This window comes from Desulfovibrio sp. JY (assembly GCA_021730285.1).
In the GTDB taxonomy this organism is placed as follows: Bacteria; Desulfobacterota; Desulfovibrionia; order Desulfovibrionales; family Desulfovibrionaceae; genus Solidesulfovibrio.
On the sequence record CP082962.1, the window covers coordinates 2,079,882 to 2,105,040 of the forward strand.

Here is a 25,159-nt window from a genome sequence, read left to right on the forward strand (position 1 = left end):
ACCTGCCGCCGCGCCTTGTCCCTTTCCTTGATCCCACATGCGCCGCCCCTGGATATCCGTCACTGGCCTGACATTTTTGCCGGCCGGGGCTGCAAAAACGTCGGATTGTCCGGGCCGCGCATTTTCCCCTTGAGCCTGACGTAACGTCAGGGTTTATGTTCGGCCCAAACGGAGGTGCCCTGCCCATGTCGCTTCGCATCGGCGAGCTTGCCAGGAAATCGGGACTGACCGTGCGCGCCGACGGGTACGGCCCTTGGCGTGGCCACGCTGCGGGCGGCGCATCAGCTGCTCGACGGCCCGCCGGTCTTTGTCGATCCTCTTGCCCTGGCCATGGTGGGGCCGGGGCGCGAGGCGGTCATCCGCAACGCGCCGGCACGGTTCGCGTCCGGGGAATTGGTCGGACTTCGGGCCTCGGTGGTGGTGCGCGCCCGCTACGTCGAGGACGCCTGGACGGCGGCCAGGGGCCGGGGAGTGCGCCAATCCGTGATTCTCGGTGCCGGGTTCGACACCTTCGCCTTTCGCACGGCGGACCGGGAAAGCCGTATTTTCGAAGTTGACCATCCCGCGACCCAGGCGCAAAAACGCCAACGGTTGGCCGAAGCGGGCATCGCCGCGCCGGAAAATCTCGTGTTCGTGCCCCTGGATTTCGAGCGCCTGACCTTGGCCGAGGCCCTGGATGCGGCCGGGGTTCGCCGGGATGAACCGACTTTTTTTTCCTGGCCGGGCGTCACCATGTATCTGCCGGAAGCGACGGTGCTCGAAACGCTGGCCGTGCTTTCCGAGATGGCGGCGGACTCCGAGGTCGTCTTCGACTACGCGGCCGACCCGGAAGGATTGTCCGCAGCCGAACGCCGGGGCCGCGACGCGATCATGGCCCGGACGGCAGCCACGGGAGAGCCGTGGAAATCCTGTTTCGAACCGGCGGCCCTGGCTGACCGGCTTGCCCGAATGGGGTTCGTGGTTATCGAGGACCTTGGCGGCGTGGAATTGACGGAGCGTTATCTGGCCGGGCGGAGCGACGGCCTGCGAAAATCGGGTGTAAGCCGTATCGTGCACGTCGCTATCGGCCGATCTTCCTGACGATTTGGAAAGCAGGCCGCTTGCCGCTGGCTTCCCGCGATGCGCTCATGTAACCTTTCGCCTTCCGATTACGACGTGGGTCAGGCAACCGCATTTTTTCGGGTATTTTACGGGCGATTGCCTAAACGACAAGGATGTCCGTCATGCCGATACGTACCGACGGTCGGGCCGCGCGTGGGCCCATCAGATTTCTGGTTCTTCTGGCGGTTCTGGTGCTGGCCGCAGGGGCGCTGTGGCGTTTGGACGAGTGTTCGGGCGAGGCCCGGCCTCCGGGACCGCCGCCCGGGATGTCCATGGCGGTGGCCGTGACCACGGTCGCGGCCAGGCTCGGCGACGCGCCCGTGACCCTCTCCGGCATCGGCACGGTCACGCCGCTGAAAACCGTCACGGTCAAAAGCCGGGTGGACGGCGAGCTGACCAAGGTGCTGTTCAAGGAAGGCCAGCACGTCAAGGCCGGCGAATTGCTGGCCCAGATCGACCCGCGCGCCTTCGAGGCCCAGCGCGACCAGTACGAAGGCCAGCTGGCCAAGGACACGGCCCTGCTGCAAAACGCCCGGGCCGATCTGGCGCGCTACACCAATCTGGTCCAAAAGGACATGCTGGCCGGTCAGACCAAGGACACCCAGGCGTCGCTCGTGCGCCAGTACGAGGGCGCGGTGCGCTCGGACAAGGCCCAGATCGACAACGCCAATCTCCAGATCGAGTACAGTCGCATCACGGCCCCCATTTCCGGCCGGGTGGGCCTGCGCCAGATCGATCCAGGCAACATGATCCGGGCCGCCGACTCCTCCGGGCTTTGCGTCATCACCCAGATGTCGCCCATAAGCGTGCTGTTCACCTTGCCCGAGGACCAGCTTCCGGCCGTGCGCAAGCGCATGCGCACCGGGGAAAAGCTGTCGGTTGCCGCCTATGACCGCACCATGACCGAAAAACTGGCCGAGGGCAGTCTGGAGACCACGGACAACCAGATCGACACCGCCACGGGCACGGTCAAGCTGCGGGCCATATTCCCCAATACCGACGAGACGCTTTTCCCCAACCAGTTCGTCAACGCCGAGCTGCTCCTGGAAAAGAAAAAGGGCGTGGTCCTGCTGCCGGCTTCGGCCGTACTGCGCGGCCCCAAGGGGGCGCACGTGTTCGTGGTCGGCAAGGACGATACCGTCAGCGACCGCGCCGTGACCACGGGCATGACCGTGGGCACGGACCTCGTGGTGGCCTCCGGAATCACCCCGGACGAGACGGTGGTGGTCGAGGGCGCGGACAGGCTGCGCGACGGCGCGAAAGTGGTCATCAAAAACCCGGGCAGCGCGGCGGCCGACAAATCATGAACCTGTCGCGCCCGTTCATCGTACGGCCCGTCGCCACCACGCTCATCATGGTGGCGGTGATCCTGGCCGGCGCCGTCGCCTATTTCCAGCTTCCGGTCTCGGCCCTGCCCCAGGTGGATTACCCCACCATCCAGGTCCGCACGCTCTATCCCGGGGCCAGCCCCGACGTCATGGCCTCGGCCGTGACCGCGCCCCTGGAAGGCAAGTTCGGCCAGATGTCGGGGCTCACCCAGATGACCTCGGTCAGCTCCAGCGGGGCCTCGATCATCACCCTGCAATTTGCCCTGTCCCTGTCCCTGGACGTGGCCGAGCAGGAGGTGCAGGCGGCGATCAACACCGCCTCCAGCCTGCTGCCGGACGACCTGCCGACGCCCCCGGTCTACAGCAAGGTCAACCCGGCCGACACGCCCATCCTGTCGTTGGCCCTGACCTCCGATTCCCTGCCCCTAACCGAGGTCCAGGACCTTGCCGACACACGGCTGGCCCAGAAAATTTCCCAGCTTTCGGGCGTGGGGCTCGTGAGCGTGGCCGGCGGCCAGCGCCCGGCCGTGCGCATCGCCGCCAACCCGACGGCCCTGGCCGCCTACGGCATCACCCTGGAGGCGGTCCGCACGGCCGTGGCCGCGGCCAACGTCAACCAGGCCAAGGGCGGCTTCGACGGTCCCCACCAGTCCTCCATCCTCGGGGCCAACGACCAGCTTTTGACCAGCAAGGAATACCGGCCGCTGATCGTGTCGTACAAAAACGGCCGGCCGGTGCGCCTGTCCGACGTGGCCACGGTGACCGACGGGGCCGAGGACGTGCGGCAGGCCGCCTGGGTCAACGGCAAGCCGGCCATCGTGCTCAACATCCAGCGCCAGCCCGGGGCCAACGTCATCGCCGTGGTGGACCGGGTCAAGGCCATCCTACCGAGCCTTCGCGCCTCGCTGCCGGCCGCCGTCGACCTCGCCACCATGGCCGACCGCACCGTGACCATCCGCGCCTCCATCGAGGACGTGCAGCTCGAACTGCTTCTGGCCGTGGTCCTGGTCGTCGGCGTCATCTTCGTCTTTTTGCGCGACGCCCGGGCCACGCTCATTCCGGCCGTGGCCGTGCCGCTGTCGCTTGTCGGCACCTTCGGCGTCATGTACCTGCTCGGCTATGGCCTAAACAACCTGACGCTCATGGCGCTGACCATCTCCACCGGTTTCGTGGTGGACGACGCCATCGTCATGATCGAAAACGTGGCCCGCCACGTGGAGGCCGGCGCCTCGCCCATGCAGGCGGCCCTGGACGGGGCCGGGCAGATCGGCTTCACCATCCTGTCGCTGACCGTTTCCCTGGTCGCCGTGCTCATTCCGCTTCTCTTCATGGGCGACGTGGTGGGGCGGCTTTTCCGCGAATTCGCCGTGACCCTCGGCGTGACGATCCTTTTTTCGGCCGTGGTGTCGCTGACGCTCACCCCCATGATGTGCGGCCGCATGCTCGGCCACACCGGAGCCGGCGGCGGCCGCTTTTTCCGGGCCACCCAGGTCTTTTTCGATCGGGCCATCGCCGGCTACGGCCGCACGCTGACCGTGGTGCTGCGCCACCAGACCCTGACCCTGCTCGTGGCCCTGGCCACGGTGGTCCTGACCGTCGTGCTCTACATCTACGTGCCCAAGGGCTTCTTCCCGGTCCAGGATACGGGCATCATCTCGGGCGTGACCGTGGCCCCGCCCACGATCTCGTTTAAGGCCATGGGCGAGCGCCAGCAGGAAATGGCCAACCTGTTCTCCAAGGACCCGGCCGTGGTGTCGGTCGCTTCCTACGTCGGGGTGGACGGGATCAATGCCAGCCTCAACACCGGCCGGTTGTCCATCGTGCTTAAGCCCAAGGCCGATCGCGCCGCGACCGCCGCGGCCGTGGCCAGGCGTCTCGAGGAACAGGCAAGGTCCGTTGCCGGCATCACCGTGACCCTCTTGCCGGTGCAGGATTTGACCGTGGACGTGCGCACCACCCAGGCCCAGTACCAGTACACCCTGGATACGCCGAGTTCTGCCGAGCTTACGACCTGGACGCCGCGTTTCGTGGCGGCGCTGTCCAAGATGCCGGCCGTGCGCAACGTCGGCAGCAACCTGGCCGAGGGCGGGCTGCGCTACAATATCGACATCGACCGGGTGGCCGCCGCCCGCTACGGCATCACGCCCTCGGACGTGGACAACACCCTCTACGACGCCTTCGGCCAGCGCCAGATATCGACCATGTTCACGGAGCTCAGCCAATACAAGGTGGTGATCGGGCTCGCGACCGACATGGCCCAAGGAGCGGACGCGCTCTCGCGCATCCGCCTCCCCGGTGCGAACGACGCCCAGGTGCCGCTTTTGGCCGTGGCCAAGGTGACCGAGGGCACGGGGCCCCTGGCCATCAACCGGCAAGGCCAGTTTCCGGCCGCGACCATAAGCTTCGACGTGGCCCCGGGGTATTCGCTGGGGGACGCGGTGGAAGCGTTGAACGCGGTCAAGGCGGAACTCAACGTGCCGGCCAGCATTGTGGGTTCGTTCCAGGGCGCGGCCCGGGCGTTCATGGATTCGCTCAAAAACGAGCCGCTCCTGATCCTCGCCGCCCTGATCACGGTCTACATCGTGCTCGGCGTCATGTACGAGAGCTTCATCCATCCGGTGACGATCCTGTCCACGCTGCCTTCGGCCGGCATCGGCGGTTTGTGGGCCCTCATCCTCTTCCACCAGGATCTCGGGATCATGGCCGTTATTGGCATCATCCTTCTGATCGGCATCGTGAAGAAAAACGGCATCATGATGGTGGATTTCGCCCTTTCCGCCGAGCGCGAGGAGGGCAAGGCCCCGCGCGACGCCATCTACGACGCCTGCCTGTTGCGCTTTCGGCCGATCATGATGACCACCTTTGCCGCGCTCCTCGGCGCCTTGCCCCTGGCCCTCGGTACGGGCGTCGGGTCCGAGCTGCGCCGGCCCATGGGCATCGTCATCGTCGGCGGGCTGATCGTGAGCCAGGTGCTGACCCTTTACACCACGCCCGTGATCTACCTGTTCTTCGAGCGCCTGGCCCGGCGTCGCCGCGATGATTCTCCCCGGGACGAGGCGGTGCATACGTCATGACCCTGCCCGAGTTGTGCATCCGCCGCCCCGTCGGCACCACGCTGTTGACCATGGCCCTGATCCTGGCCGGTTCCATCGCCTTCAAGCTGTTGCCGGCGGCGGCCCTGCCCCAGGTGGATTTTCCCACCATTTCGGTCCAGGCCCAGTTGCCCGGAGCCGAGCCCCAGACCATGGCCACCTCGGTCGCCGCGCCGCTGGAGCGCCAGTTCGCCCGCATCGCCGGCGTAACCGAGATGACCTCCCAAAGCAGTCGGGGCTCGACGCGCATCAATTTGCAGTTCGACCTCGACCGCGACATCAACGGCGCGGCCCGCGACGTCCAGTCGGCGATAAACGCCGCCATGGGCTATCTGCCCTCCACCCTGAAGCAGAACCCTACCTACCGGAAGATGAACCCGGCCGACGCGCCGATCATGGTCCTGGCGCTCACTTCGGACTCGGTGTCGCGGGCCAGGATGTACGACGTGGCCTCCACCGTGCTCCAGCAAAAGCTCTCCCAGGTCGAGGGCGTGGGACAGGTGTTCGTGGGCGGCGGCGCGCTGCCGGCCGTGCGGGTCAACGTCGATCCCGCCGCCCTGGCCGCCAAGGGGCTGAGCCTCGCCGACGTCAAAAAGATGCTGACCACGACCACGGTCAACCAGCCCAAGGGCCGCATCGAGGCCGGGGATCGCTCCTACGAGGTGGAGACCAACGACCAGCTTCACAAGGCCTGGCAGTACCAGCCCCTGATCCTGTCCTATAAAAACGGCGCGGCCGTGCACCTGACCGACGTGGCCACGGTCACCTCGTCGGTGGAGGACGTGCGCACGGCCGGTTTCGTCAACGGCAAGCCGTCGGTCATGATCATCGTCTTTCGCCAGCCCGGGGCCAACATCATCGAGACGGTGGACAACGTCAAAGCGCTGCTCCCCCAGCTCAAGGCCTCCCTGCCCGGCGATGTGGGCGTCTCCGTGGAGATGGACCGCAGCCCGCCGATCCGGGCCTCCCTGGCCGAGGTGGAGCAAACGCTCGTCATCTCCTGCCTGCTGGTCATCCTGGTGGTGTTCGTGTTTCTCGGCAGCGCCCGGGCCACGCTCATTCCGGCCGTGGCCACGGTGGCCTCCCTCGTCGGCACCTTCGCGGTCATGTACCTGCTGGGTTATTCCCTGGACAATCTGTCGCTTATGGCGCTCACCATCGCCACCGGCTTCGTGGTCGACGACGCCATCGTGGTGGTGGAAAACGTGGCCCGGCACATGGAGCAGGGCATGGCCCCGCGCGCGGCCTCACTTCTGGGCTCGAAGGAAGTGGCCTTCACCGTGGTGTCCATGAGCGTGTCCCTGGTGGCGGTCTTTATCCCGATCCTGCTCATGGGCGGCATGGTGGGCCGGCTTTTCCGCGAATTCGCCATGGTGCTCTCCATCGCCATCCTCATATCGCTGGTGCTCTCGCTCACCTCCACCCCGACCCTGTGCGCCGTGCTGCTGCGCCCGACCGTGAAAAAGGCCTCCGGCCGGCCGGGACTGGCGGCCCGCGCCTTTGCCTGGCTTCATCGCGGCTACGAGCGCAGCCTGTCCTTCGCCCTGTCGCACCCGAGGCTCATGCTCACGGCCACGGTGGGGGCGCTGGCCGGCGCGATCTGGCTTTACGTGGCCATTCCCAAGGGCTTTTTTCCGGAACAGGACACCGGCCGGGTCATGGGCTTTATTCAGGCCGCGCCGGACACGTCGTTCCAGGCCATGGAGAAAAAGCTGCGGGCCGTGATCAAGGTCATCGGGGCCAACCCGGACGTTGCCTCGGTGACGGGGTTCACCGGCGGCGGCGGCGGGCCCGGCGGCGGCGGCACCAACTCGGCCCAGATGTTCATTTCCCTCAAGCCCAAAAACAAGCGTCCGCCCCTGGCCGTGACCATGGGGCGGTTGCGCAGGGCCCTGGCCGCCGTTCCCGGCGCGCCGGCGTTCCTCATGCCGGCCCAGGAGCTGCGCATGGGCGGCCGGCCGGGCAAGGCGCTCTACCAGTACACGCTGCTCTCGGACAGTTTTCCCGATCTGGTGGCGGCCGTGCCCAAGGTCGAGGCGGCCATGAAGAAGTTGCCCGGGCTCACCGACGTCAGCGCCGACCAGCAGGACAACGGGCTGATGACCTTTGTCGACGTCGACCGGGACACGGCCTCGCGCCTGGGCGTGACGACCGCGGCCGTGGACGCGGCGCTCTACAGCGCCTTCGGCCAGAGCCTGGTCGGCGTGTCCTACACCGACCAGAACCAGTACCATGTGGTGCTCGAGGTCACGCCGCGCGACTTGCAGGCCCCCGAGGGGCTGCGCAAGATCTACGTGGCCGGCAAGGACGGCGTCCAGGTGCCGCTGGCGTCGGTGGCCAGGTTCCGCCCGAGCGAGGCGGCGCTTTCGGTCAATCACCAGGGGCAGTTTCCGGCCGCTACCATCTCGTTCAACCTGGCTCCGGGCGTGGCCCTGTCCCAGGCGTCGACGGCCATCGAGGCGGCGACCCGGACGCTGCACCTGCCGTCCTCGGTGCGCGGCAGCTTCGCCGGCACGGCCGAGGCCTTCAAAAGCTCGCTGTCCACCCAGCCGTTGCTGCTCCTGGCCGCCCTGATCGCGGTCTACATCGTGCTCGGCATCCTCTACGAGAGCACCGTCCACCCGCTGACCATCCTCTCGACCCTGCCCTCGGCCGGGCTCGGGGCCGTGGCCGCGCTGTGGGCCTTCCACATGGACCTGACCATCATCGCCGTCATCGGCATCATTCTCTTGATCGGCATCGTCAAGAAAAACGGCATCATGCTGGTGGATTTCGCCCTTTCCGCCGAGCGCGAGCGCGACCTTTCGCCGCGCGACGCCATCTACGAAGCCTGCCTCAAACGCTTTCGGCCGATCATGATGACCACCATGGCCGCCTTCCTGGGCGCGCTGCCCCTGGCGCTCGGCACGGGTTCGGGAGCGGAACTGCGCCGGCCGCTCGGCATCGCTATCGCCGGCGGACTGCTCGTCAGCCAGGCCATGACGCTCTACACCACGCCGGTTATTTATTTGTATCTGGACAGGTTACGGTGCTGGGGGAGGGGGCCCCTTTTTGCAAAAAGGGGTCCCCTCCCCCAGACCCCCTCCCTCCCCAAAAACTCTTAACGGGGTTGGGGTCTTCTATGCGGCGCTTCGCCGCTGGCGCGTTTGTGGCCGCAATCGCGTCCGGCGTCGCGGCGCAGAGCGCCGCGTGTCGCCGGGCCGATTGCGGCCACAACTCCGGTATCCCGCCAACCCTACGCCTTCCCAGTCCCCCACCCCGTCAAAAGTTTTGGAAAGGGGTCCAGGGGGAAACTTTTTTCAAAAAGTTTCCCCCTGGCCGCCGGAGGCATCCTCCTCCTTCTTCTCCTTCTCCTGCCCCAACAGTGCGAACGTCAGTTCGTGCTTGTTGTGGGAGAGGTGGAGCAGGCGCGAGCCGGGGATGGCGCGGAATTTGTCCAGTAGCGTGAAGTCGGTTTCGCCTTGCAGTTTGACCGTCAGCACGAAGCGGCGGCACTGGCCGAATTCGAGCCAGCGCGACAGCCATTCGTGGAGCCGGTCGGGGTAGCAGATCACGTCGGAAAAGAGCCAGTCCACTTCCCCGGCGTGGCGGGGATCGAGGCCGAAGGCGCTGCCCTGGCACCAGGACACGAGCGGGTCGTGGGCCACGTTTGGGGCCAGCGGCGCTTTGTCGATGCAGAAGACCCGCGCTCCGAGGCTCGCCAGGACGAAGGCCCAGCCCCCGGGGCTGCCGCCCATGTCCAGGCACAGTTCCCCCGGCGCGGGACGCACGCCGGTGCGCGTGAAAAATTCCCACAGCTTGAGGTAGGCCCGGCTCGGCGGTCCGTCCTTGTCTTCGGCGAAGCGGTACTCGCCGCCCGGCACGGGCTCGCTGGTCGCGGGCGAGGCCAGCAGCAGGTTGTCTTCCCAGAGGGTGAACGCGCCGAGGGGGGCGGTGGGCAGCGGCGCGCCGAAAACGAGGGGCCGTGCCGCCACTTTGGGCAGCTTTTCGGCCACGAGCGCCGCCCGGCGGAAATGGCCTGTCGGCACGAGCGCCCAGTTGCGCTGGATGGCCTTGAGCTTTTTGGCCGCGTCGCCGATGGACTCCACGGGGATAAAGACCGGCTCGGTCCAGACGTTGGCGGCGAAGGCGGCCTGCCTGGGCGGGCCGTCGGCCGTGACCAGCGGGTCGCGCACGGCGGTGACGGCGTCGCCGAGTTCGGCAATAAGTTCGGGCAGGAGGCCCGGGGCGGCATGGTAGACGGTAAAGGGCATAGGCGGCACCGGAGAGTGAATTTTAGGGCCAAACATAATAGGCCGCCGGCCCGGGCGAGGCAAGGCGGGACAGGGCGGATACCGCAGCAGGGGCGAGGGCTCGTGTGGCGTTCTCTAAAAAATATGACAATATTTTTTAGAGAAAAAATAATTATCAAAATATATTATTCCCAAAATTCGTATGCACGAATTTCGAGAACGCGACACTAGGCCCTTGGCCGGACGAATTCCAGGCCAAGCAGGCTCAGGTCGTCGCGGGGCGGGGTGTCGCCGCAGAAATCCCGGGCCGCCCGGCGCACGGCGGCAAGGGTCGCCTCGAGGGGCTTTTTCGCCTCCCGCGTCAGCACGGACCGGATGCGGTCCTCGCCGAAAAACGCGCCGTCCGGGCCCACGGTGTCGGCCAGGCCGTCGCTGGTGACGATCAGCCGTTCACCCGGGGCCATGGAAAATTCCCCGGCCGGAAAGGGCAGGAAGCCCGAAAGTCCGATGATGGTGCCGCGCTCGGGAAGCGTCGCGATGTCCCCGTCGGGGGTGAGGCGGTACGGCGGCGGATGGCCGGCGTTGCTGTAGCGGACCCTGCCCGTGCCGAGGTCCAGGGTCATGTAGAACATGGTGAAAAATTTCGAGAAGTTCTCGAAGGGGAACTCCGCGTCGAGCCGCGTCAGCACCACTTCCGGCGGCACCACGGTGATGCGCCCAGCCGAACGGTCGACCAGGGTGGCCCGCTGGTAGTGCATGAAATTGTAGACCGAAAGCGCCACCAGCGACGAGGCCACGCCGTGCCCCGACACGTCGAGCATATAGAGCCCGACATGGTCCGGGCCCAGGGGAAAGACGTTGAAGATGTCGCCGCCGATGGATTCGCAGGGCAAAAATTCCCAGGCGAAGCGGATGGCGGGCGACATGGTGAAGCGCCGGGGAAGCAGGCTCTGCTGGATCTCGGCCGCCGCCTCCAGGTCCTTTTGATGGCGCGAGTGCTTCTTTTGCAGGTCTTCCTTCTGCTTTTCGAACAGGGTGACGTCCTGGATGTTCAGGATCAGGTCGCCGGTCGGCATGGTGGAAAGATGGATCAGGCAGACCCGGCTCTGGCCGTCCTTGGCGACATGGGGGGCGAGCCGGCGCCAGACGTGGCCCGGGGCCGGGCGGGCGGTCATGAGCTCGGCCAGGTCGGCGCGGACGCCCGGGTCCGGAAAGGCGATGTCCAGCCAGCGGTCCACGGTGGTGTAGGAATCGGCCGGCAGTCCGAAAATGCGTTCCATGCCGGGGGAGACGAAGCCGAAGCGGCCGTCCTGGCCGGCCACGGCGATGCCGTCGTGGGAATACTCCAGGATGGCGGCCATGCGGTCTTTTTCGTCCCGAAGCCTGCGCTCGTGGTCCTTGCGCGCGTCGTCGGCCTGCTTGAGCCGCAGCGCCGAGTCCACCCGGGCCAGAAGTTCCGAGCGGCGCAGCGGCTTGCGGATGTAATCCATGGCCCCGGCGGCGAAGGCCTCGGCCAGGTTGGCCTCTTCGTCGCTGACCGTGATCATGATGACCGGGATGTCGGCCAGCCGGGCGTCCGCCTTGATGCGCCGCGTGCAGCACAGCCCGCCGAGGCCGGGCATGATGCAGTCCATGAGGATCAGGTCGGGCAGCGGGCGACCGTCGCCTGCCAGCGCCGCCAGCAGCTTCTCGGCCGTGTCGTAAAAAACGAGGTCGTCGTGGCCCGCGCCGCGCAGCAGGCTTTGCAGGTAGACGGTGAAGGTCTCCGAGTCGTCGACGATGGCGATGCGCATGGCGGCAGGGGGGTCAGGAAGCGTCTTCCGGGGCGATGGCGAAAAATTCCGTCAGGCGCAGCATGGAAAAAAGCTTGCGGATGGCCGGGCTGGGGTCGGCCACGCGAAAGGCCTTGCCCTTGTCCTCGCACAGGCGGCGGATGCCGATAAGCAGCCCCACCCCGGAACTGTCCATGAAGTCCACCCGGCGCATGTCGCACACGACCTCGGGCTTTTGCGTGGCGTCGATGAGAAGCGTCAGTTCGGCCTTGAGGTCCGCCACCAGGTCCATGACGATTTCGCCGGAAAGGCCGATAATCAGCGCCTGATCGGTTTCCGTATGGGTGGGCTTTTCCATGGGGAATCTCCCTGGGACTCGGCTGCGGTGCGCCTGCGGGTTGGGCGAAGCCTGCCGCGCGCGCCGCGAAAATCCATGTGCGCGCACATGGCATTGGGGACGCGTATGGTGCGTGGATGATGATTACGTGTTGTGCTTATGGCAATCGACATCCTTAGGCAAGTCCGCCGCTTCGGCCTGGACCGCGGCAAGGCGTCCGAGGGTGGTCAGGGCCTCGTCCACGACCGGCGTCCAGACATTGCCGTAGCTTAGGCGCAAAAAACGGCTGAACTGGTCGCAACTGGAAAAGATGTTGCCCGGGGCCACGCCGATGCCCTTGGCCTTGGCCTCGTAGAAGAGCCTGATGGAGTCCACGGACTCGGGCAGCTGGACCCACAGCACCGTGCCGCCGCCGGGGTGGGTGACCCGCGTTCCCGGCGGAAAGCGGCGCAGGATGCGTTCCTCCATCATGCGGGCCTGGCGTTCGAGCACGGCCCGGATCTTGCGCAGGTGGCGCTCGAAGGAGCCCTGGGAAAGATATTCGGCCACGGCGGCCTGGGTGGGCGTGGCGCAGCAGACGTTGGTGGTGGCCTTTATCTCGAAGGCCTTGGCCGCATAGCGTCCGGGGAGCAGGTAGCCGACCCGGAAGCCCGGGGCCAGGGTCTTGGAAAACGAGGAGCAGTGGAGCACGTAGCCGTCGGTGTCGTAGGAGGCCAGGCAGCGCGGCCGGCCGCCGTCGAAATACAGGTCGCCGTAGACGTCGTCCTCGATGACCGGCACGCCCCGGGCGGCAGCCATGGCCGCCATTGCCGCCTTGGCCGGATCGGGGATGCGCGCTCCGTCGGGGTTGTTGAAATTGGGCGTGAGGATCACGACCTTGATGTCGAAGCGGTCCAGGGCCGCGGCCAGATCATCCGGGCGCACGCCGCCGTCGGGGTGGGAGGGCAGTTCCACGGCCCGCAGGCCGAAATTCTCCAGCAACTGCAGAAAGCAGTAGTAGGAAGGGGCGGCGATGGCCACGTTGTCGCCCGGCCGCGTGACCGAGCGCAGGGCGATGTACAGCGCCTCCATGGCCCCGGAGGTGACCATGACGTCCTCGGGCCGGGCCTCGATGCCGGCCTCGACCAGACGCCAGGCGATCTGGCGGCGCAGTCCCAGATTGCCGAACACGCCCTCGTAGGCCACCACCGACTCGCCGCCGGCCGTCGCCACCTTGGCCAGAAGCCGGGAAAGCTGGCGCGTGGGCAAAAGCGATTCGTCGGTCTGGGCCACATTGAGGGGCACCATGTCGTGCCGGCCCATGCCGTCGAGGACCTCCCGGATCAGCGCTCCCCGGTTGACGGCCGTGGGCGGCTTGGCCGGCAGGCGCGACGGCCGGGGCGCGGGCGGTCGGTCGGGCCGCGAACGCACGAAAAATCCCGATTTGGGCCGTGCCTCCACCACCCCGCGCCGCTCGAGGGCCATGTAGGCCTGGTTGACCGTGGACACGCTGACGCCAAGCCGGGTTCCCAGGGCGCGCAGCGACGGGATGCGCTCGCCAGGCAGCAGCTCCCCGGCCTCGATGCGCTCCAGGATATGGCGCTCCACGCTGACGTAGCGGAAGACGCCCTCGTCGGTCTCGGTCAGGGCCATGGCGTTTCCTCCTGCCCAATCTGTTATGCCCATTTTTTCTTTGAACTGTGTCTGTCATGGTAACAGACGTTCTGCTCTAAAGGAAGTGCGCCGCCGGTGGGGCCGACGGCGCAAAGATGAGGAGGACGCCATGTTTGCGGATCGGATCAAGGAAGACAAACAGCTTGCGGCGGCCCGTCCCGGGCTTTTGGACACCTGGCTTTCCCGCTTGCGGGACAACCGGCTCGCGCGGGTGGCGGCCGAGGCCGGCGAGCGTTTTTTCACGCCGGGGCGGCGGCTGACCGTGCGCCTGGGCCAGGGCAAATATCTGAGCCTTTCCGGCACGCGGTTTTGCCGGGTGGAGTGCCGGCGCGGCGCGGTCTGGGTGACGGCGGCGGGCGTCGGCCGGGATACGGTGCTGACGCCCGGGCAGCGGGCGAGCTTTTCCCGGGGCGGCAAGGTGGTGATCTCCGGGCGGGGCGACGCGTCGGAAGCGCGGGTGTGCTGGGACTGAAGCCTTTCGTCGGTGAGGCGCAATCCGTTCGACGCCGGATCGTGTTGCCGGGCTTGGCGCAACCTGCTATCGCCAGGACAGCAAAGGAGCCTGCCGCATGGAAGTAAGCTGTCCGATCGCCCCCATCGACACGTCCATCCCGGTTCTCGGCCCGGCCAAGATTCCCTCGCCGCTGCCCTATTGCCGCTTCGCCGACGACAGCCGCGCCCGGATGGAACTCGACGCCAGCGAATTCGGTTCGGGCGAAGGGCCGTGCTTCGCCGACTTCGAACTGGCCGGGCCGCGCAGCCGCATCTACTACGATTCCTCCAAGGTCAAGGCGGCCATCGTCACCTGCGGCGGGCTGTGCCCGGGCCTCAACGACGTCATCCGGGCCATCGTCATGGAGGCCCACCACAACTACCACGTGGCCGGCGTGCTCGGCATCCGCTTCGGCCTGCAAGGGTTCATCGAATCCTACGGCCACGAGCCCTTGGAACTGACCTCGGCCAACGTGGCCGACATCCACCAGTTCGGCGGCACCATGCTCGGCTCCAGCCGCGGCCCCCAGCGCCCGGAGGATATCGCCGACGCCCTGGAGCGCCTCAATGTCGCCATGCTCTTCGTCATCGGCGGCGACGGCTCCATGAAGGCGGCCCGGCGCATTCAGGAGGAAATCGCCCGACGCGGCTCGAAAATCAGCCTCATCGGCGTGCCCAAGACCATCGACAACGACATCAACCTCGTCACCCAGTCCTTCGGCTTCGACACGGCCGTGGAAAAGGCCGCCAAGGCCATCCGTTGCGCCCATACCGAGGCCATCGGAGCCTTAAACGGCGTGGGCCTGGTCAAGCTCATGGGCCGGGAATCGGGGTTTATCGCCGCCCAGGCGACGCTTGCGCTCAAGGAAGTCAACTACGTGCTGGTGCCGGAATACCCCTTCACCCTGGAGGGGGAGCATGGGCTCTTGCCGTCCCTGGAAAGTCGCCTGGCCCGGCGCGGTCACGCCGTGATCGTCGTGGCCGAGGGCGCCGGACAGGACCTGCTCCCGGACACGGGGCTGCGCGACGCTTCGGGCAACCCGGTGCTCGGCGACATCGCCGAATTTCTTTCCGGCAGGATCGAGTCGTATTTCCGCGACCGCGACATCCCCATGACGCTCAAGTTCATCGACCCGAGCTACATCGTCCGGTCGGTTCCGGCCAATGCCAACGACCGGGTCTACTGCGGCTTTCTGGGACAAAATGCGGTGCACGCGGCCATGGCCGGCAAAACGGGAATGGTGGTGTCCAAGCTCTACGGCCGCTACGTCCACCTGCCCCTCGACCTCGTGACGCTGCGGCGCAAGAAGCTCAATATCGCCTCGGACTACTGGCGCTCGGTGATCGAATCCACAGGCCAGTACACGGTGACGCCCTTCATCGACGACCCCGCCATTTTCTGCGCTAGGTAAGTTTGGGGGAAGAGGGAAGAGTGTGCGAGAGGGGAACCCTTTTTGAAAAAAGGGTTCCCCTCTCGCGCTCTCCCTTCCCAAAAACTTTCGACGGTTACAGACGCTGTGACGGTAATGATCTGTAACTATTAAAAGTCTTTTGGAGGGGGGTCCGGGGGGAACCTTTTCTTCAGAAAAGGTTCCCCCCGGGAAGTCTCTTTCCTTTCCCTCTCTCCCCTATCCCCTATTCTCTCTCCCAGGCCGCCAGGGCGCGCAGGGCGAATTCGAGGAGTTCGTCGATGGGGCGTTCGGGCAGGCTGGCGTGGGCGCAGGCCAGGTAGAGCGGTTCGCGCTCGGCCAGGGTGGCGGTGATTTCCTCGCGCAGCCCGAGCTGCGTCAATTTGGGCCGTTGTTCCTCGTTGAGGTCGGCCATGAGGCGTTCGGCCAGGCGTTCCGGGTCGGCCTGGAGGTAGAAAACCAGTCCCTTGCCCAGCAGGTCGCGGTTTTCGGGCAGGAGGATAACGCCGCCGCCCGTGGCCACCACCAGGCCCGGCTGTTCGGCGGTTTCGGCCAGGATGGCGGCTTCGGCCTTGCGGAAGGCGTCCCAGCCGTCGCGGCCGACCATGTCGGCGATGGTTTCCCCATATTTTTCGCAAAATGCCGCGTCGAGGTCGGTAAACGGCCGGCCGAGGCGTTCGGCCAGGCGTTTGCCCAGGGTGGTTTTGCCCGAGGCTCGGGGCCCGATGAGGTAGATGTTGCGGTCGTCGGCAAGGGGCATGGCGGCCTCCGTGAAGGATACTGGCGGGAAAAAACGGTCCGCCGCGCCCGGGAAATAGCGTTCCGGGGCCTTTCTGTCGAGCCGGGGTGTAACCGAAGGCCTCTTTGCCGCGCCCAAGACGGCAGTGTGGGTTTATGCCCGCGCCATCGAGGAGGGACTTGCGGCATGGACGGGGTGGCGGGCGTGACCTCGGCCCGGTCCCGGCCGTGCCGACGGCTGGTGGGCATGGGACAATTTTTGACGAAACTCGACGGCATCGACGACGGCTCCCTGGCCGCCGCCGCCGCTCGGGGCGATCAGCGGGCGTTTGCGGCCCTGGTGTCCCGGCATCAGCCCGGCGTCTTGCATCTCGTCTCGCGTTTTTGCGACGATCCCGACGGCATGGAGGATCTGGCCCAGGAGATCTTCGTCAAGGCCTACCTGAAGCTGGGGACGTTGCGCAACGGGGCGGTCTTTCGCGGCTGGCTGCACCGCATCGCGGCCAACACCTGCATCGACTGGCTGCGCCGGCGCAAATCCGACGTGGACACGGTGGCCGGGCTCGAGGAATCGCTGCCCGACGAGCGCGACCAGGCCAGGGTCGAGGCCCGCGATGCCCGGCGTCGGCTCGAGGCGGCCATGACCGTGCTCGGGCCCAAGGACAGGTTGCTGATGGTGCTTTTGGGACTCGAGGGCAAGAGCGTGGAAGAGGTGGCGGGCATGACCGGCATGACCCAGGTCAACGTCAAGGTCCGGGCCTTTCGCGCCCGGCGCAAGCTCAAGGCCTATCTGGAGAAGGAACATGACTGAGCGGACAAAAACGGCCCAGGGGCTGGCTCTGATCGCGGCTTGTCTGCTGGGCGTGGGGCTTGGCTGGCTGGGCGCCACCTACAAGGCCGTGCACGAGGGCCGGGCGCGGGACAACGAGCCGATGGATACCTTGCGCGCGCGTATCGAGGCCGAGGAAATGCGGCTGCTCGACTTGAACCCGTCCCAACGGGCGACCTTTATCGCCGCCCGGGAGCAGGCCCATCGAGAGATGGCCCAGGTGTTCGGCCGCAATCGGCCCGAACTCGAATATATCATGCGTCAAAGCGATGCGCGTATCCGCCCCATGCTTTCCCCCCGCCAACTGGCCGTCTATGACCGGCTGGAACAGGAACGTCGGCGCGGCCTGCCCGAGCGGCCGGACGGCGCGGACGACTGATCATTCGTTGCGCAGGTAGGGCCAGGCCTTGCCCGACAGGGTGCGCCAAAGCCCGGCCATGCCGAGCGTCAGCGTCAATCCCGCCGCCGCCCCCACCGTGAGCATCGCCGGCCCGGCGAAAAAGCGAAACGGCAGGTCCATGAAAAAGGCCACAAAGGCCCAGGCCAGCCCGCCGCCGATGACCAGGGCCATGCACCCGGCCAGCACTCCGAGCAGGGCGTTTTCCCCCAGAAAAACCGCCAGTATGTCCCGCCGCTTCGCGCCGCAGGCTTTGTAGATGGCCGCTTCGTAGGATTTGCGCCGCATGCCCACGGCCATGGTCTGCAGCAGCACCAGCATGCCCACGGCCAGGGTGGTTCCGGCCGCGACGCTCACGGCGGCCGCGACCTTGTCCGCCACGCGCAGCACGGCGCTTAGGGCATCGCCGGTGCCGATGGCGGTCACGTTGGAAAACCGTTTGGTCACGGCGTCAAAAAGCGCTTCGGCCGGATCGCCGGGGCTTTTTTTGTCCACGGAGGCCGTGGCCAGCCAGGTCATGGGAATGCCGTCGAGCGCTCCGGGCGAGAAGACGAAGACGTAGTTGATGCCGAGCGACAGCCAGTTGATGCGCCGCAGGCTGGCCACCGTGGCCGTGATCTCGCGGCCGAGCGCGTTGACCGTCACCGTGTCGCCCAGGGAAAGCCCCAGGCCGGCGGCGATTTTCGCATCCACCGACACCAGCGGCGGCCCGGCATAGTCCTTGGGCCACCAGTGCCCGGCCACGATATGCGTGCCTTCGGGCATGGTCGTGGCGTAGGTCAGTCCCCGGTCGCCTTGGACGGCCCAACGGGCGTCCGGCTCCACGCGCGCCTCCGCCACGGGCGTGCCGTGAAGTCTGGCGATGCGCCCCCGGGCCATGGGCGAGGTCTCGATACGGGTGACGCCCGGCACGGACCGGGCCGTTTGCAGGAACGCCGGCAACTGGCCCGGCTGGATGTCCACGAAGAAAAAGGCCGGGGCCGTGCGGGGAATGTCCTCGGTGAAGGCGGCGCGGAAATTGGCCTCCACCAGGATCATGGCGCACAGGGTGGAAAGCCCGAGCCCGAGCGCCGCCAGCACCCGCCCCACCTGGTTGTCCGGGCGGGAGACGGCGCGAAGGGCCAGTCCCCGGATTCCGGGCCGGCGGGGGATGCGCCCGGCCAGAAAGACCGCCAGTCTGGCGAAAAGCCAAAACAGGGCCGTTGCCGCGACGGCCGCCGCAACGAAGCCCAGCCCCAGGCGCCGGTCCGGGGTGGAGGCCACGGCCAGGGCGAACAGCCCGGCCAGGCAGACAAGGCCCGGCAGCCGGGCGGCCAGTCCGAGATGCGGGCGATCCGGGGCGTCGTAGCCGCGAAAAAGAAGCAGGGGCGGCACGTGCCCGGCGGCGGCCAGCTGGGGCAGGGAAAAGGCCAGGGCGGTCAGCGCCCCGCAGGCTCCGGCCAGCCCCAGCGCCCCGGGATAGGGGCCTGGCGGGAAACGCACCGGCACAAGCGTGCCGAGAAGCGGACCGAGCGCGACCGGAACCATGGCCCCGACGAGCAGGCCCACGGCGATGCCGCAGGCGGCCTGCCCCGCGATCACCAGGAGATAGGTGGTCACGATCAGCCGGCGGGGCGCGCCCAGGCATTTCATGGCCGCGATGGAGGCCGTGCGGCCGTCGAGGTAGCCGGAGACGGCCTGGGAGATGCCGATGCCGCCCAAAAGCAGCGCGGCAAGGCCGACAAGGGCGGTGATGGCGGCCAGCCGGTCCATGAAGCGCGTGAGCCCCGGCTGGGCCGCGGCGGCGTCGCGCAACCGCCAGTCGGCCGTGGGAAACTCCCGGCGCAGGGCGGCCATGGCGCTTTTGGCCGATCCCCCGGCCGGAAGCCGCAGACGGTAGAAGTGGCGGGTGAGGCTCCCCGGGCCGTCCAGGCCGGCGGCGTGCAGGCTGGACGCGGCCACGAGCAGGGGCGGTCCCAGGGCGGTCAGGCTGCCGGCGGCATCGGGCGTGCGGTCAAGCACGGCCCGCACGACATAGGCCGCGTCGGCGACGAGGATCGTATCGCCGACGCCGATCCCGAGGCGTGACAGCAGTTCCGGCGCGACGATTGCGCCGGGCCGGCCGTCCCGAACGGCCAAGGCCCGGGCCAGGGGCATGGCGGGGCGCAACGCCACGCTGCCGTAGAGCGGATAGGCCGCGTCCACGGCCCGCAGGGTGGCCAGCGTCCGGGGGGCCGGGCCGGCTGTCGCCTGGCGTCGGGCCATGACCTGCATGGACACGAGGTGGGAGACGCGGCCGAGGCGGGCCAGGGCGGCCTGTTCCTCGGCGCTCGCCGGCCGCTGGGACAGGGCCGCCTCCAGGTCGCCGCCCAGAAGCGCCGCCGCATCCTCGGTGAGGCCGGCCTCGTAGGAGGCCGCCAGGCTTTTGACCCCGGCCACGGCGGCGACGCCCAGGGCCAGGCAGGCCAGAAAAACGCCGAAGCCTCGGAAACCGGCCCGCAGTTCCCGCCCGGCCAGACGCAGAGCCAACCCTATCCCATTGGAAAAACGCATGTCCTTTGCCCTGCCTGTTGCCAGCATTACGGGAGATGGCGAGACGGGGGGGCCGTCTGGAAAAGTACTATTGGCATTGCAACACGTAGCGAAATAAGACAAGTAATGAAGATGCGCAGCTTCGAGTGCCCGCGTCCATTGCGGGTGGCGCGGTTTGTAATAGGGTGGGGATTTGGGAAACGCAAGCAACGGGGGAACGAACGTGAAAAACATGAAACTCGGCGTCAAAATCAGCATCGGCTTCGGACTGTTGATCCTCATTGCCTGCGTGCTCGGCGGCATGGCTGTGGTCAACATGCACGGCGTCGAAATCCAGTCCACCCGGCTGGCCAAGGAATTCGTTCCGGAAGTCGCCATCGCCAACACGATCGAGCGGGCCGCTTCGCTGGTGATGATGGATATCCGCGCCTATGGGTATAGTGAAAATAAAAAGGATCTTGAAGCCGGGCTGCGTAATTTCGCCGAACTGAAGCGGGCCCTGGGCGAGGCCAAGGCCCACTCGGAAAAATATCCGGACCTGACCAAACTGCGCGAGGATGTGGGCAAGGCCCAGGTCAGGGTGACGGAATACGAAAAACTCATTGCGGATACGTCGTCGCGCCTGGACGCCCTGACCTCGGTGCGGCGCACCCTGGATGTGGCCGCCGCCGCGTTTGTGAAAAACACCGGGGAGTACCAGGAAAGCCAGACCAAGGCGTTGCGCGACGAAATCGCCAGGGGTATGACCGCCGAAGCCTTGCGCGACCGCGCCGACAAGGTGGCCGGCATCGACGGCATCCTCACCCAGGTCACGGCCATCCGGGTCAACAACTACCGGGGCCAGCTCTACCGCGATCCGCGCGCCATCGAAGAGGCCATCAAGGAATTTACGCCCCTGGAGCAGGCCGTGGAAACGCTGCGGGGCAAGACCCGCGCCGACGCCAACCTGCGGCAACTGACCTCTATCAAGGACGCCGCCGGCAAGTACCGGCAGGCCCTGAGCGACTTCCTGGACAACTACAAGGTGTTGCAGGAGCTGGCCGCCAAGCGCCTGGAAGCCGGCAACGGCGTGCAGGAAGCGGCCGAGGCCATGGCCAAGGCGGCCCTGGACGCCACCCAGGGTATCGCCAACGAGGCCGTCGCCAGCCTGTCCACTGCGTCCACGATCATGCTCGGCGGATTGGCCGTGGCCCTCGTGCTCGGCATTCTCATCGCCATTTTCCTGACCAAGGCCATCACCGGCCCGGTGGTCAAGGGCGTGGACTTCGCCAAGGCCATGGCGGATGGGGACTTCACCCGCCTGCTCGACATCGATCAGAAGGACGAGATCGGCATCCTGGCCGCCTCGCTCAACGAGATGGTGAGCAAATTGCGCGAAGTGGTGGCCGAGGTGCAGTCGGCCTCGGAAAACGTGGCCTCCGGGTCGGAGGAGCTTTCCGCCTCGGCCCAGAGCATGTCCCAGGGCGCCACGGAACAGGCGGCCAGCGTCGAGGAAATCTCGTCGTCCATGGAGCAGATGAGTTCCAACATCAAGCAGAACGCCGAGAACGCCCAGCAGACCCAGTCCATCGCGGTCAAGGCGGCCCAGGACGCCCGTAAGGGCGGCGAAGCCGTGGTGTCGGCCATGGAGGCCATGAAGAATATCGCCGAAAAGATCTCCATCATCGAGGAGATCGCCCGCCAGACCAACCTGCTGGCGCTCAATGCCGCCATCGAGGCCGCCCGGGCCGGCGAACACGGCAAGGGCTTCGCCGTCGTGGCGGCCGAGGTGCGCAAACTCGCCGAGCGCAGCGGCTCGGCCGCGGCCGAAATCTCCGAGCTGTCCTCCTCCAGCGTCCAGGTGGCCGAACGGGCCGGGTCCATGCTGACCAAGATGGTGCCCGACATCCAGCGCACGGCCGACCTGGTGCAGGAGATCGCCGCCGCGAGCCAGGAGCAGAACTCCGGGGCCGACCAGATCAACAAGGCCATCCAGCAGCTCGACCAGGTGGTGCAGCAAAACGCCTCGGCTTCCGAGGAGATGGCCTCCACCTCCGAAGAGCTTTCGAGCCAGGCCGAACAGCTCCAAAGCACCATGGCCTTCTTCCGGGTGGACGGCACGGGTCGCCGGCAGGTCCGGACGGTCAAGGCCCTGCCCGCTTCCGGCGGCCGGCCGGCCGGCAAGACGCCGCCCCATGCGGCCACGGCCAAGACGTCGACCGGCGGGGTCGGCATCAACCTCGACGACAAGGACGACGATTTCGAGCGGTTTTAGAGATGGAACTGGGGGAAAACCTTTCTTGCAGAAAGGTTCTTCCCCCAGACCCCCTTTCCAAAGATTTTCAAAGGGGTGCTTTGTCGGCGTAATACCCTGACAGTTAAGAAATTTAGGAAGGGGAGAGCGCGAGAGGGGAGAACCCTTTTTAAAGGGTTTCCCCTCTCGCATTCTTCTTTCATATAAGGAGACTTCATGGATCAGGCCCGATTGCGCGAGGAGTTTCCGGTTGTGGCCGAAGCGGTCTATTTCAACCATGCGGCCGTTTCGCCTCTGCCCGGGCGCGCCTGCGCCGCCGGACAGGCCGTGTACGAGGACAGATGGCGGCGGGGCTCGGCCGATTATTTTCGCTGGCAGGCGGCCGTGGCCGCGGCCAGGGACGGGGCGGCGCGGCTCCTTGGGACCACGCCCGACCGGGTGGCCTTTACCGGCAACACCTCCCACGGCCTGTCGCTCGTGGCCGCCGGCATCGACTGGCGGCCGGGGGACAAGGTGGCCGTGACCTGGCCGGATTTCCCCACCGTTCGTTTTCCCTTCGATAATCTGGCCGGTCGCGGCGTGACCGTGGTGGAGCTGCCCAAGCACGACGGCCGCCTGGACATGGACGCGGCGCGAAGGCTCATTCCCGGCTGCCGGCTGGTGGCGGCTGCGACGGTGGACTGGACCACGGGCGTGCGTCTTCCGGCGGAGCCGCTTGGGGCGCTTTGCCGGGAGGCCGGGGCGCTGTATTGCCTGGACGCCATCCAGAGCCTGGGGGCGCTGCCCACGGACGTGACCGGGCTGGGCGTGGATTTCCTGGCCGCCGGCTGCCACAAATGGCAACTCGGGCCCATGGGGCTCGGCATCTTCTACGTGGCGCCGCAGGCCGATGCCGCCCTCGGTACGGTCATGGCCGGCTGGCGCTCCATGCGCGACGCCGAGGAACTCGGCATGACCTTTCGCTTGAAGGACGGGGCCGGCCGTTTCGAGGCCGGGACCCAGGACATCGCCGGCATCGCCGCGTATGGCGCATCGCTTGCCCTGTTCGAGGAGATCGGCCGGGAAGAGGTCGCCCGCCGCATTTTCGCCATCGTCGACATCCTGGCCGCCGGGCTCGCCGCGCGGGGGCTGCCCGTGGTCTCGCCCCTGACGCCGGAGGAGCGCTCGGGCATCATCGCCTTTGGCCATCCCGACGCCCCGGGCCTGTACAAGGCGCTTATGGCCGCGAACGTGGCCGTGTCGTTGCGCGACGGACGCATTCGCCTGTCGCCGCACTGCTACAACGACGCAACGGATGCCGAGCGCTTTTTCGCCAGGCTCGACGCCTTTGACGGACGCTGAGCACAGTTCCTGCGGGAGTTCGACGCCGCGGTGGAGGCCGTGGAGCCATGCCTGGGATGATCGCCAGGCCCGCACCATGATCGAATACGATCAATGCGGGCCTGACCTTCCCCCCATTTTCGCAATGCGCGCTCTTCTAGTCGACTAGAGCATAAATGAAGATCCGCATCTGTGCGTCTTTTACAGGATGGATGGTCAAGATCACGACGTGCTTGCTGTCGCCTGTTCCGGGCCTCACGTTAAGGCCTTCGAAATGCCCGAAGTCCTGGGGGTGTCCAATCGGGTTGAACCAGCACGCTTTTACAGGCCGGCTTCCAAAATCGATAAGGAACTCCTGGCTTTTGCCAACGGGCACGACATAGTTGCCCTCGCCTGACCCGCCGGCGACGACGACATTTTTCGTGATGATTTCCATAATGTCTCTCCTTGCTGCGTGGGTTGCGGTTTGCATGAGGCGCCAGGTAGGGGGAATACCGGGCGAGACGAACGAATAATTCCTATTCTATATATAAGTATTATTATATGCAATATATTATTTTCCCCGTCGTATTTCTTGATTTTCGCTGGAATCGTAGACGTTTTATATAAAAGGCGATCGTAGAAGATGCTTGTCGCGCCCGCCGGGGCACCCGGACGGCAAAGTCCAGCGACCCTACTCGAGGGCGCAGGCCGCCCCATCGGGCGCATGAAGTGAGCCTGATCGTCAGGCGACGCGCGGAGATGTGCAAGCGCAGGCGGATGCTCCGCCCGGGGGATCAGGCCATGGAACCCGGGATGCGGGGGTTGGACCCGGGAGGTCGGCCGGAGCGTCCCGTTTCGCGCTGGCGCGGCGCAAGACGACGGCGCGCCAGCCGATGCGGACGCGACGGTGACAGGGCAGATCCCGGCCCGTCTGTTCGAGGACTTCTTGGAGGAAGAAGTTTGCTTTTCAACTGGTCAGGCAGGAACGCCCGGAAGGGGAGGGTATCCCTTCCGGGCGACGAAAACGGCTGAGCCGACGCTCTTTCGCGAACGCCTAGCCGAACGAGCGGGTGAACAGGTCGGCGATGGCCGCCTTGCCGGATTCTTCGAGAAACCGGGTGCCGGTGCCGGTGAAATGGGTCTGGGTGATGGTCGGCGCGGCCACCGGGGCCCAGGTGTCGCTCTTCCAGGTGAACCAGCCGGCCTTTTGCTGGCAGAAGACGAAAAGCGGCTTGTTGCAGATCTTGGCGAATTCCGCGCCCCAGCCTGTGCCGCCCTTGACCGTGCCGTCCTCCTGGATGCTCCCCACCACGAAAATCTCCAGGCCGGCGTCGACCTGATGCATGATGGTGCGCAGGACCATGCGGATCTGCGGGCCGTTGGAAAATTTGCGCGCCAGAAGTTTGGACACGTAGGTGAGGCTCACGTCCTTCTTGGCCAGTTCCTCCTGGGTCAGGACGCGGATGCCGCGGGTGCGTTCGATGCGGTGCCCTTCGAACGTGTAGGTGACTTCCTGGACGCCGTGGCTTTCGGCCTGGCGGCCGAACTCGGCCTCGGCGCCCTGGGCGCCGCCGCTGAAAAGCGTGAAGTTGGTGGCCTTGGGCATGGGGACTCCTTGGCAGTGTGGTTCCTGTGGCGAGGCAGCGCCGACGCAAGCCGCCCATTTCCGGGCATTGTGCACGTTTTGGCCGGGCCGCGCAAGAAAAGGACGCGGTTTCCCGCGCCCCGGCCCG

The 25,159-nt window shown here is 66.6% G+C and carries 17 protein-coding genes and 1 pseudogene; 10 read left to right on the top strand and 8 right to left on the bottom strand.

What is annotated here, in order from left to right; all coding sequences use genetic code 11:
• Nucleotides 1–237: 237 nt before the first annotated feature.
• The 4 genes and pseudogenes from K9F62_09270 to K9F62_09285 all read left to right on the top strand — a co-directional run bounded on the left by K9F62_09270 (nt 238) and on the right by K9F62_09285 (nt 8,625).
• Nucleotides 238–1,080: pseudogene (locus tag K9F62_09270) on the top strand (class I SAM-dependent methyltransferase).
• Between the two features lie 143 nt (nt 1,081–1,223).
• Nucleotides 1,224–2,408: an MdtA/MuxA family multidrug efflux RND transporter periplasmic adaptor subunit gene (locus K9F62_09275; GenBank protein UJX42843.1), complete on the top strand. Its 1,185-nt coding sequence runs from the start codon at nt 1,224–1,226 to the stop codon at nt 2,406–2,408.
• On the top strand, nt 2,405–5,503 hold the full coding sequence (locus tag K9F62_09280) for a multidrug efflux RND transporter permease subunit (GenBank protein ID UJX42844.1): 3,099 nt from the start codon (nt 2,405–2,407) through the stop codon (nt 5,501–5,503). Before K9F62_09275 ends, K9F62_09280 begins: the two co-directional genes overlap by 4 nt.
• The gene (locus K9F62_09285) at nt 5,500–8,625 is read left to right on the top strand and encodes an efflux RND transporter permease subunit (protein UJX42845.1); all 3,126 of its coding nucleotides are present in this window, start codon (nt 5,500–5,502) and stop codon (nt 8,623–8,625) included. The genes K9F62_09280 and K9F62_09285 overlap by 4 nt, the downstream gene beginning before the upstream one ends.
• A 195-nt stretch (nt 8,626–8,820) precedes the next feature.
• On the opposite strand, the gene K9F62_09290 is transcribed toward K9F62_09285, so the two are convergent.
• The 4 genes from K9F62_09290 to K9F62_09305 all read right to left on the bottom strand — a co-directional run bounded on the left by K9F62_09290 (nt 8,821) and on the right by K9F62_09305 (nt 13,494).
• A complete protein-coding gene (locus K9F62_09290) occupies nt 8,821–9,774 on the bottom strand; it encodes a hypothetical protein (GenBank protein ID UJX42846.1) in 954 nt (317 codons plus the stop codon).
• A gap of 206 nt (nt 9,775–9,980) precedes the next feature.
• Complete coding sequence (locus K9F62_09295; protein ID UJX42847.1) at nt 9,981–11,546, bottom strand: SpoIIE family protein phosphatase; 1,566 nt, start codon at nt 11,544–11,546, stop codon at nt 9,981–9,983.
• A 13-nt stretch (nt 11,547–11,559) separates the two neighbouring features.
• Nucleotides 11,560–11,883 carry an STAS domain-containing protein gene (locus K9F62_09300; protein UJX42848.1) on the bottom strand — a complete coding sequence of 108 codons (324 nt, stop codon included), beginning with the start codon at nt 11,881–11,883 and terminating at the stop codon, nt 11,560–11,562.
• A 123-nt stretch (nt 11,884–12,006) separates the two neighbouring features.
• Entirely contained in the window at nt 12,007–13,494 is a 1,488-nt protein-coding gene (locus tag K9F62_09305; protein ID UJX42849.1) for a PLP-dependent aminotransferase family protein, read from the bottom strand.
• Between the two features lie 130 nt (nt 13,495–13,624).
• Between K9F62_09305 and K9F62_09310 the strand changes: the two genes are divergently transcribed.
• Entirely contained in the window at nt 13,625–13,987 is a 363-nt protein-coding gene (locus K9F62_09310) for a DUF2917 domain-containing protein (protein ID UJX42850.1), read from the top strand.
• A 97-nt stretch (nt 13,988–14,084) separates the two neighbouring features.
• Nucleotides 14,085–15,419: an ATP-dependent 6-phosphofructokinase gene (locus tag K9F62_09315; GenBank protein ID UJX42851.1), complete on the top strand. Its 1,335-nt coding sequence runs from the start codon at nt 14,085–14,087 to the stop codon at nt 15,417–15,419.
• Nucleotides 15,420–15,642: 223 nt separating this feature from the next.
• Here the strand turns inward: K9F62_09315 and K9F62_09320 are convergent, their stop codons facing one another.
• The gene (locus K9F62_09320) at nt 15,643–16,176 is read right to left on the bottom strand and encodes an AAA family ATPase (GenBank protein ID UJX42852.1); all 534 of its coding nucleotides are present in this window, start codon (nt 16,174–16,176) and stop codon (nt 15,643–15,645) included.
• A 225-nt stretch (nt 16,177–16,401) separates the two neighbouring features.
• Here K9F62_09320 and K9F62_09325 point away from each other — a divergent pair, with 225 nt between their 5' ends.
• Nucleotides 16,402–16,965 carry an RNA polymerase sigma factor gene (locus K9F62_09325; GenBank protein ID UJX43180.1) on the top strand — a complete coding sequence of 188 codons (564 nt, stop codon included), beginning with the start codon at nt 16,402–16,404 and terminating at the stop codon, nt 16,963–16,965.
• Nucleotides 16,958–17,362 (top strand): hypothetical protein, encoded by a 405-nt coding sequence (locus K9F62_09330; protein ID UJX42853.1) that lies wholly within the window; start codon nt 16,958–16,960, stop codon nt 17,360–17,362. Before K9F62_09325 ends, K9F62_09330 begins: the two co-directional genes overlap by 8 nt.
• Here the strand turns inward: K9F62_09330 and K9F62_09335 are convergent, their stop codons facing one another.
• Complete coding sequence (locus tag K9F62_09335) at nt 17,363–19,912, bottom strand: FtsX-like permease family protein (protein UJX42854.1); 2,550 nt, start codon at nt 19,910–19,912, stop codon at nt 17,363–17,365.
• A 202-nt stretch (nt 19,913–20,114) separates the two neighbouring features.
• Between K9F62_09335 and K9F62_09340 the strand changes: the two genes are divergently transcribed.
• A complete protein-coding gene (locus tag K9F62_09340; GenBank protein ID UJX42855.1) occupies nt 20,115–22,145 on the top strand; it encodes a HAMP domain-containing protein in 2,031 nt (676 codons plus the stop codon).
• Between the two features lie 195 nt (nt 22,146–22,340).
• Complete coding sequence (locus K9F62_09345; protein UJX42856.1) at nt 22,341–23,465, top strand: aminotransferase class V-fold PLP-dependent enzyme; 1,125 nt, start codon at nt 22,341–22,343, stop codon at nt 23,463–23,465.
• A gap of 136 nt (nt 23,466–23,601) precedes the next feature.
• Here K9F62_09345 and K9F62_09350 read toward each other — a convergent pair whose 3' ends face one another.
• Together K9F62_09350 and K9F62_09355 are read right to left on the bottom strand one after the other, a co-directional pair.
• Nucleotides 23,602–23,880, bottom strand: coding sequence for a hypothetical protein (locus K9F62_09350; GenBank protein ID UJX42857.1), 279 nt, complete (start codon nt 23,878–23,880; stop codon nt 23,602–23,604).
• A gap of 600 nt (nt 23,881–24,480) precedes the next feature.
• Nucleotides 24,481–25,032, bottom strand: a complete 552-nt coding sequence (locus K9F62_09355; protein UJX42858.1) for a hypothetical protein — start codon at nt 25,030–25,032, stop codon at nt 24,481–24,483.
• Nucleotides 25,033–25,159 lie beyond the last annotated feature (127 nt).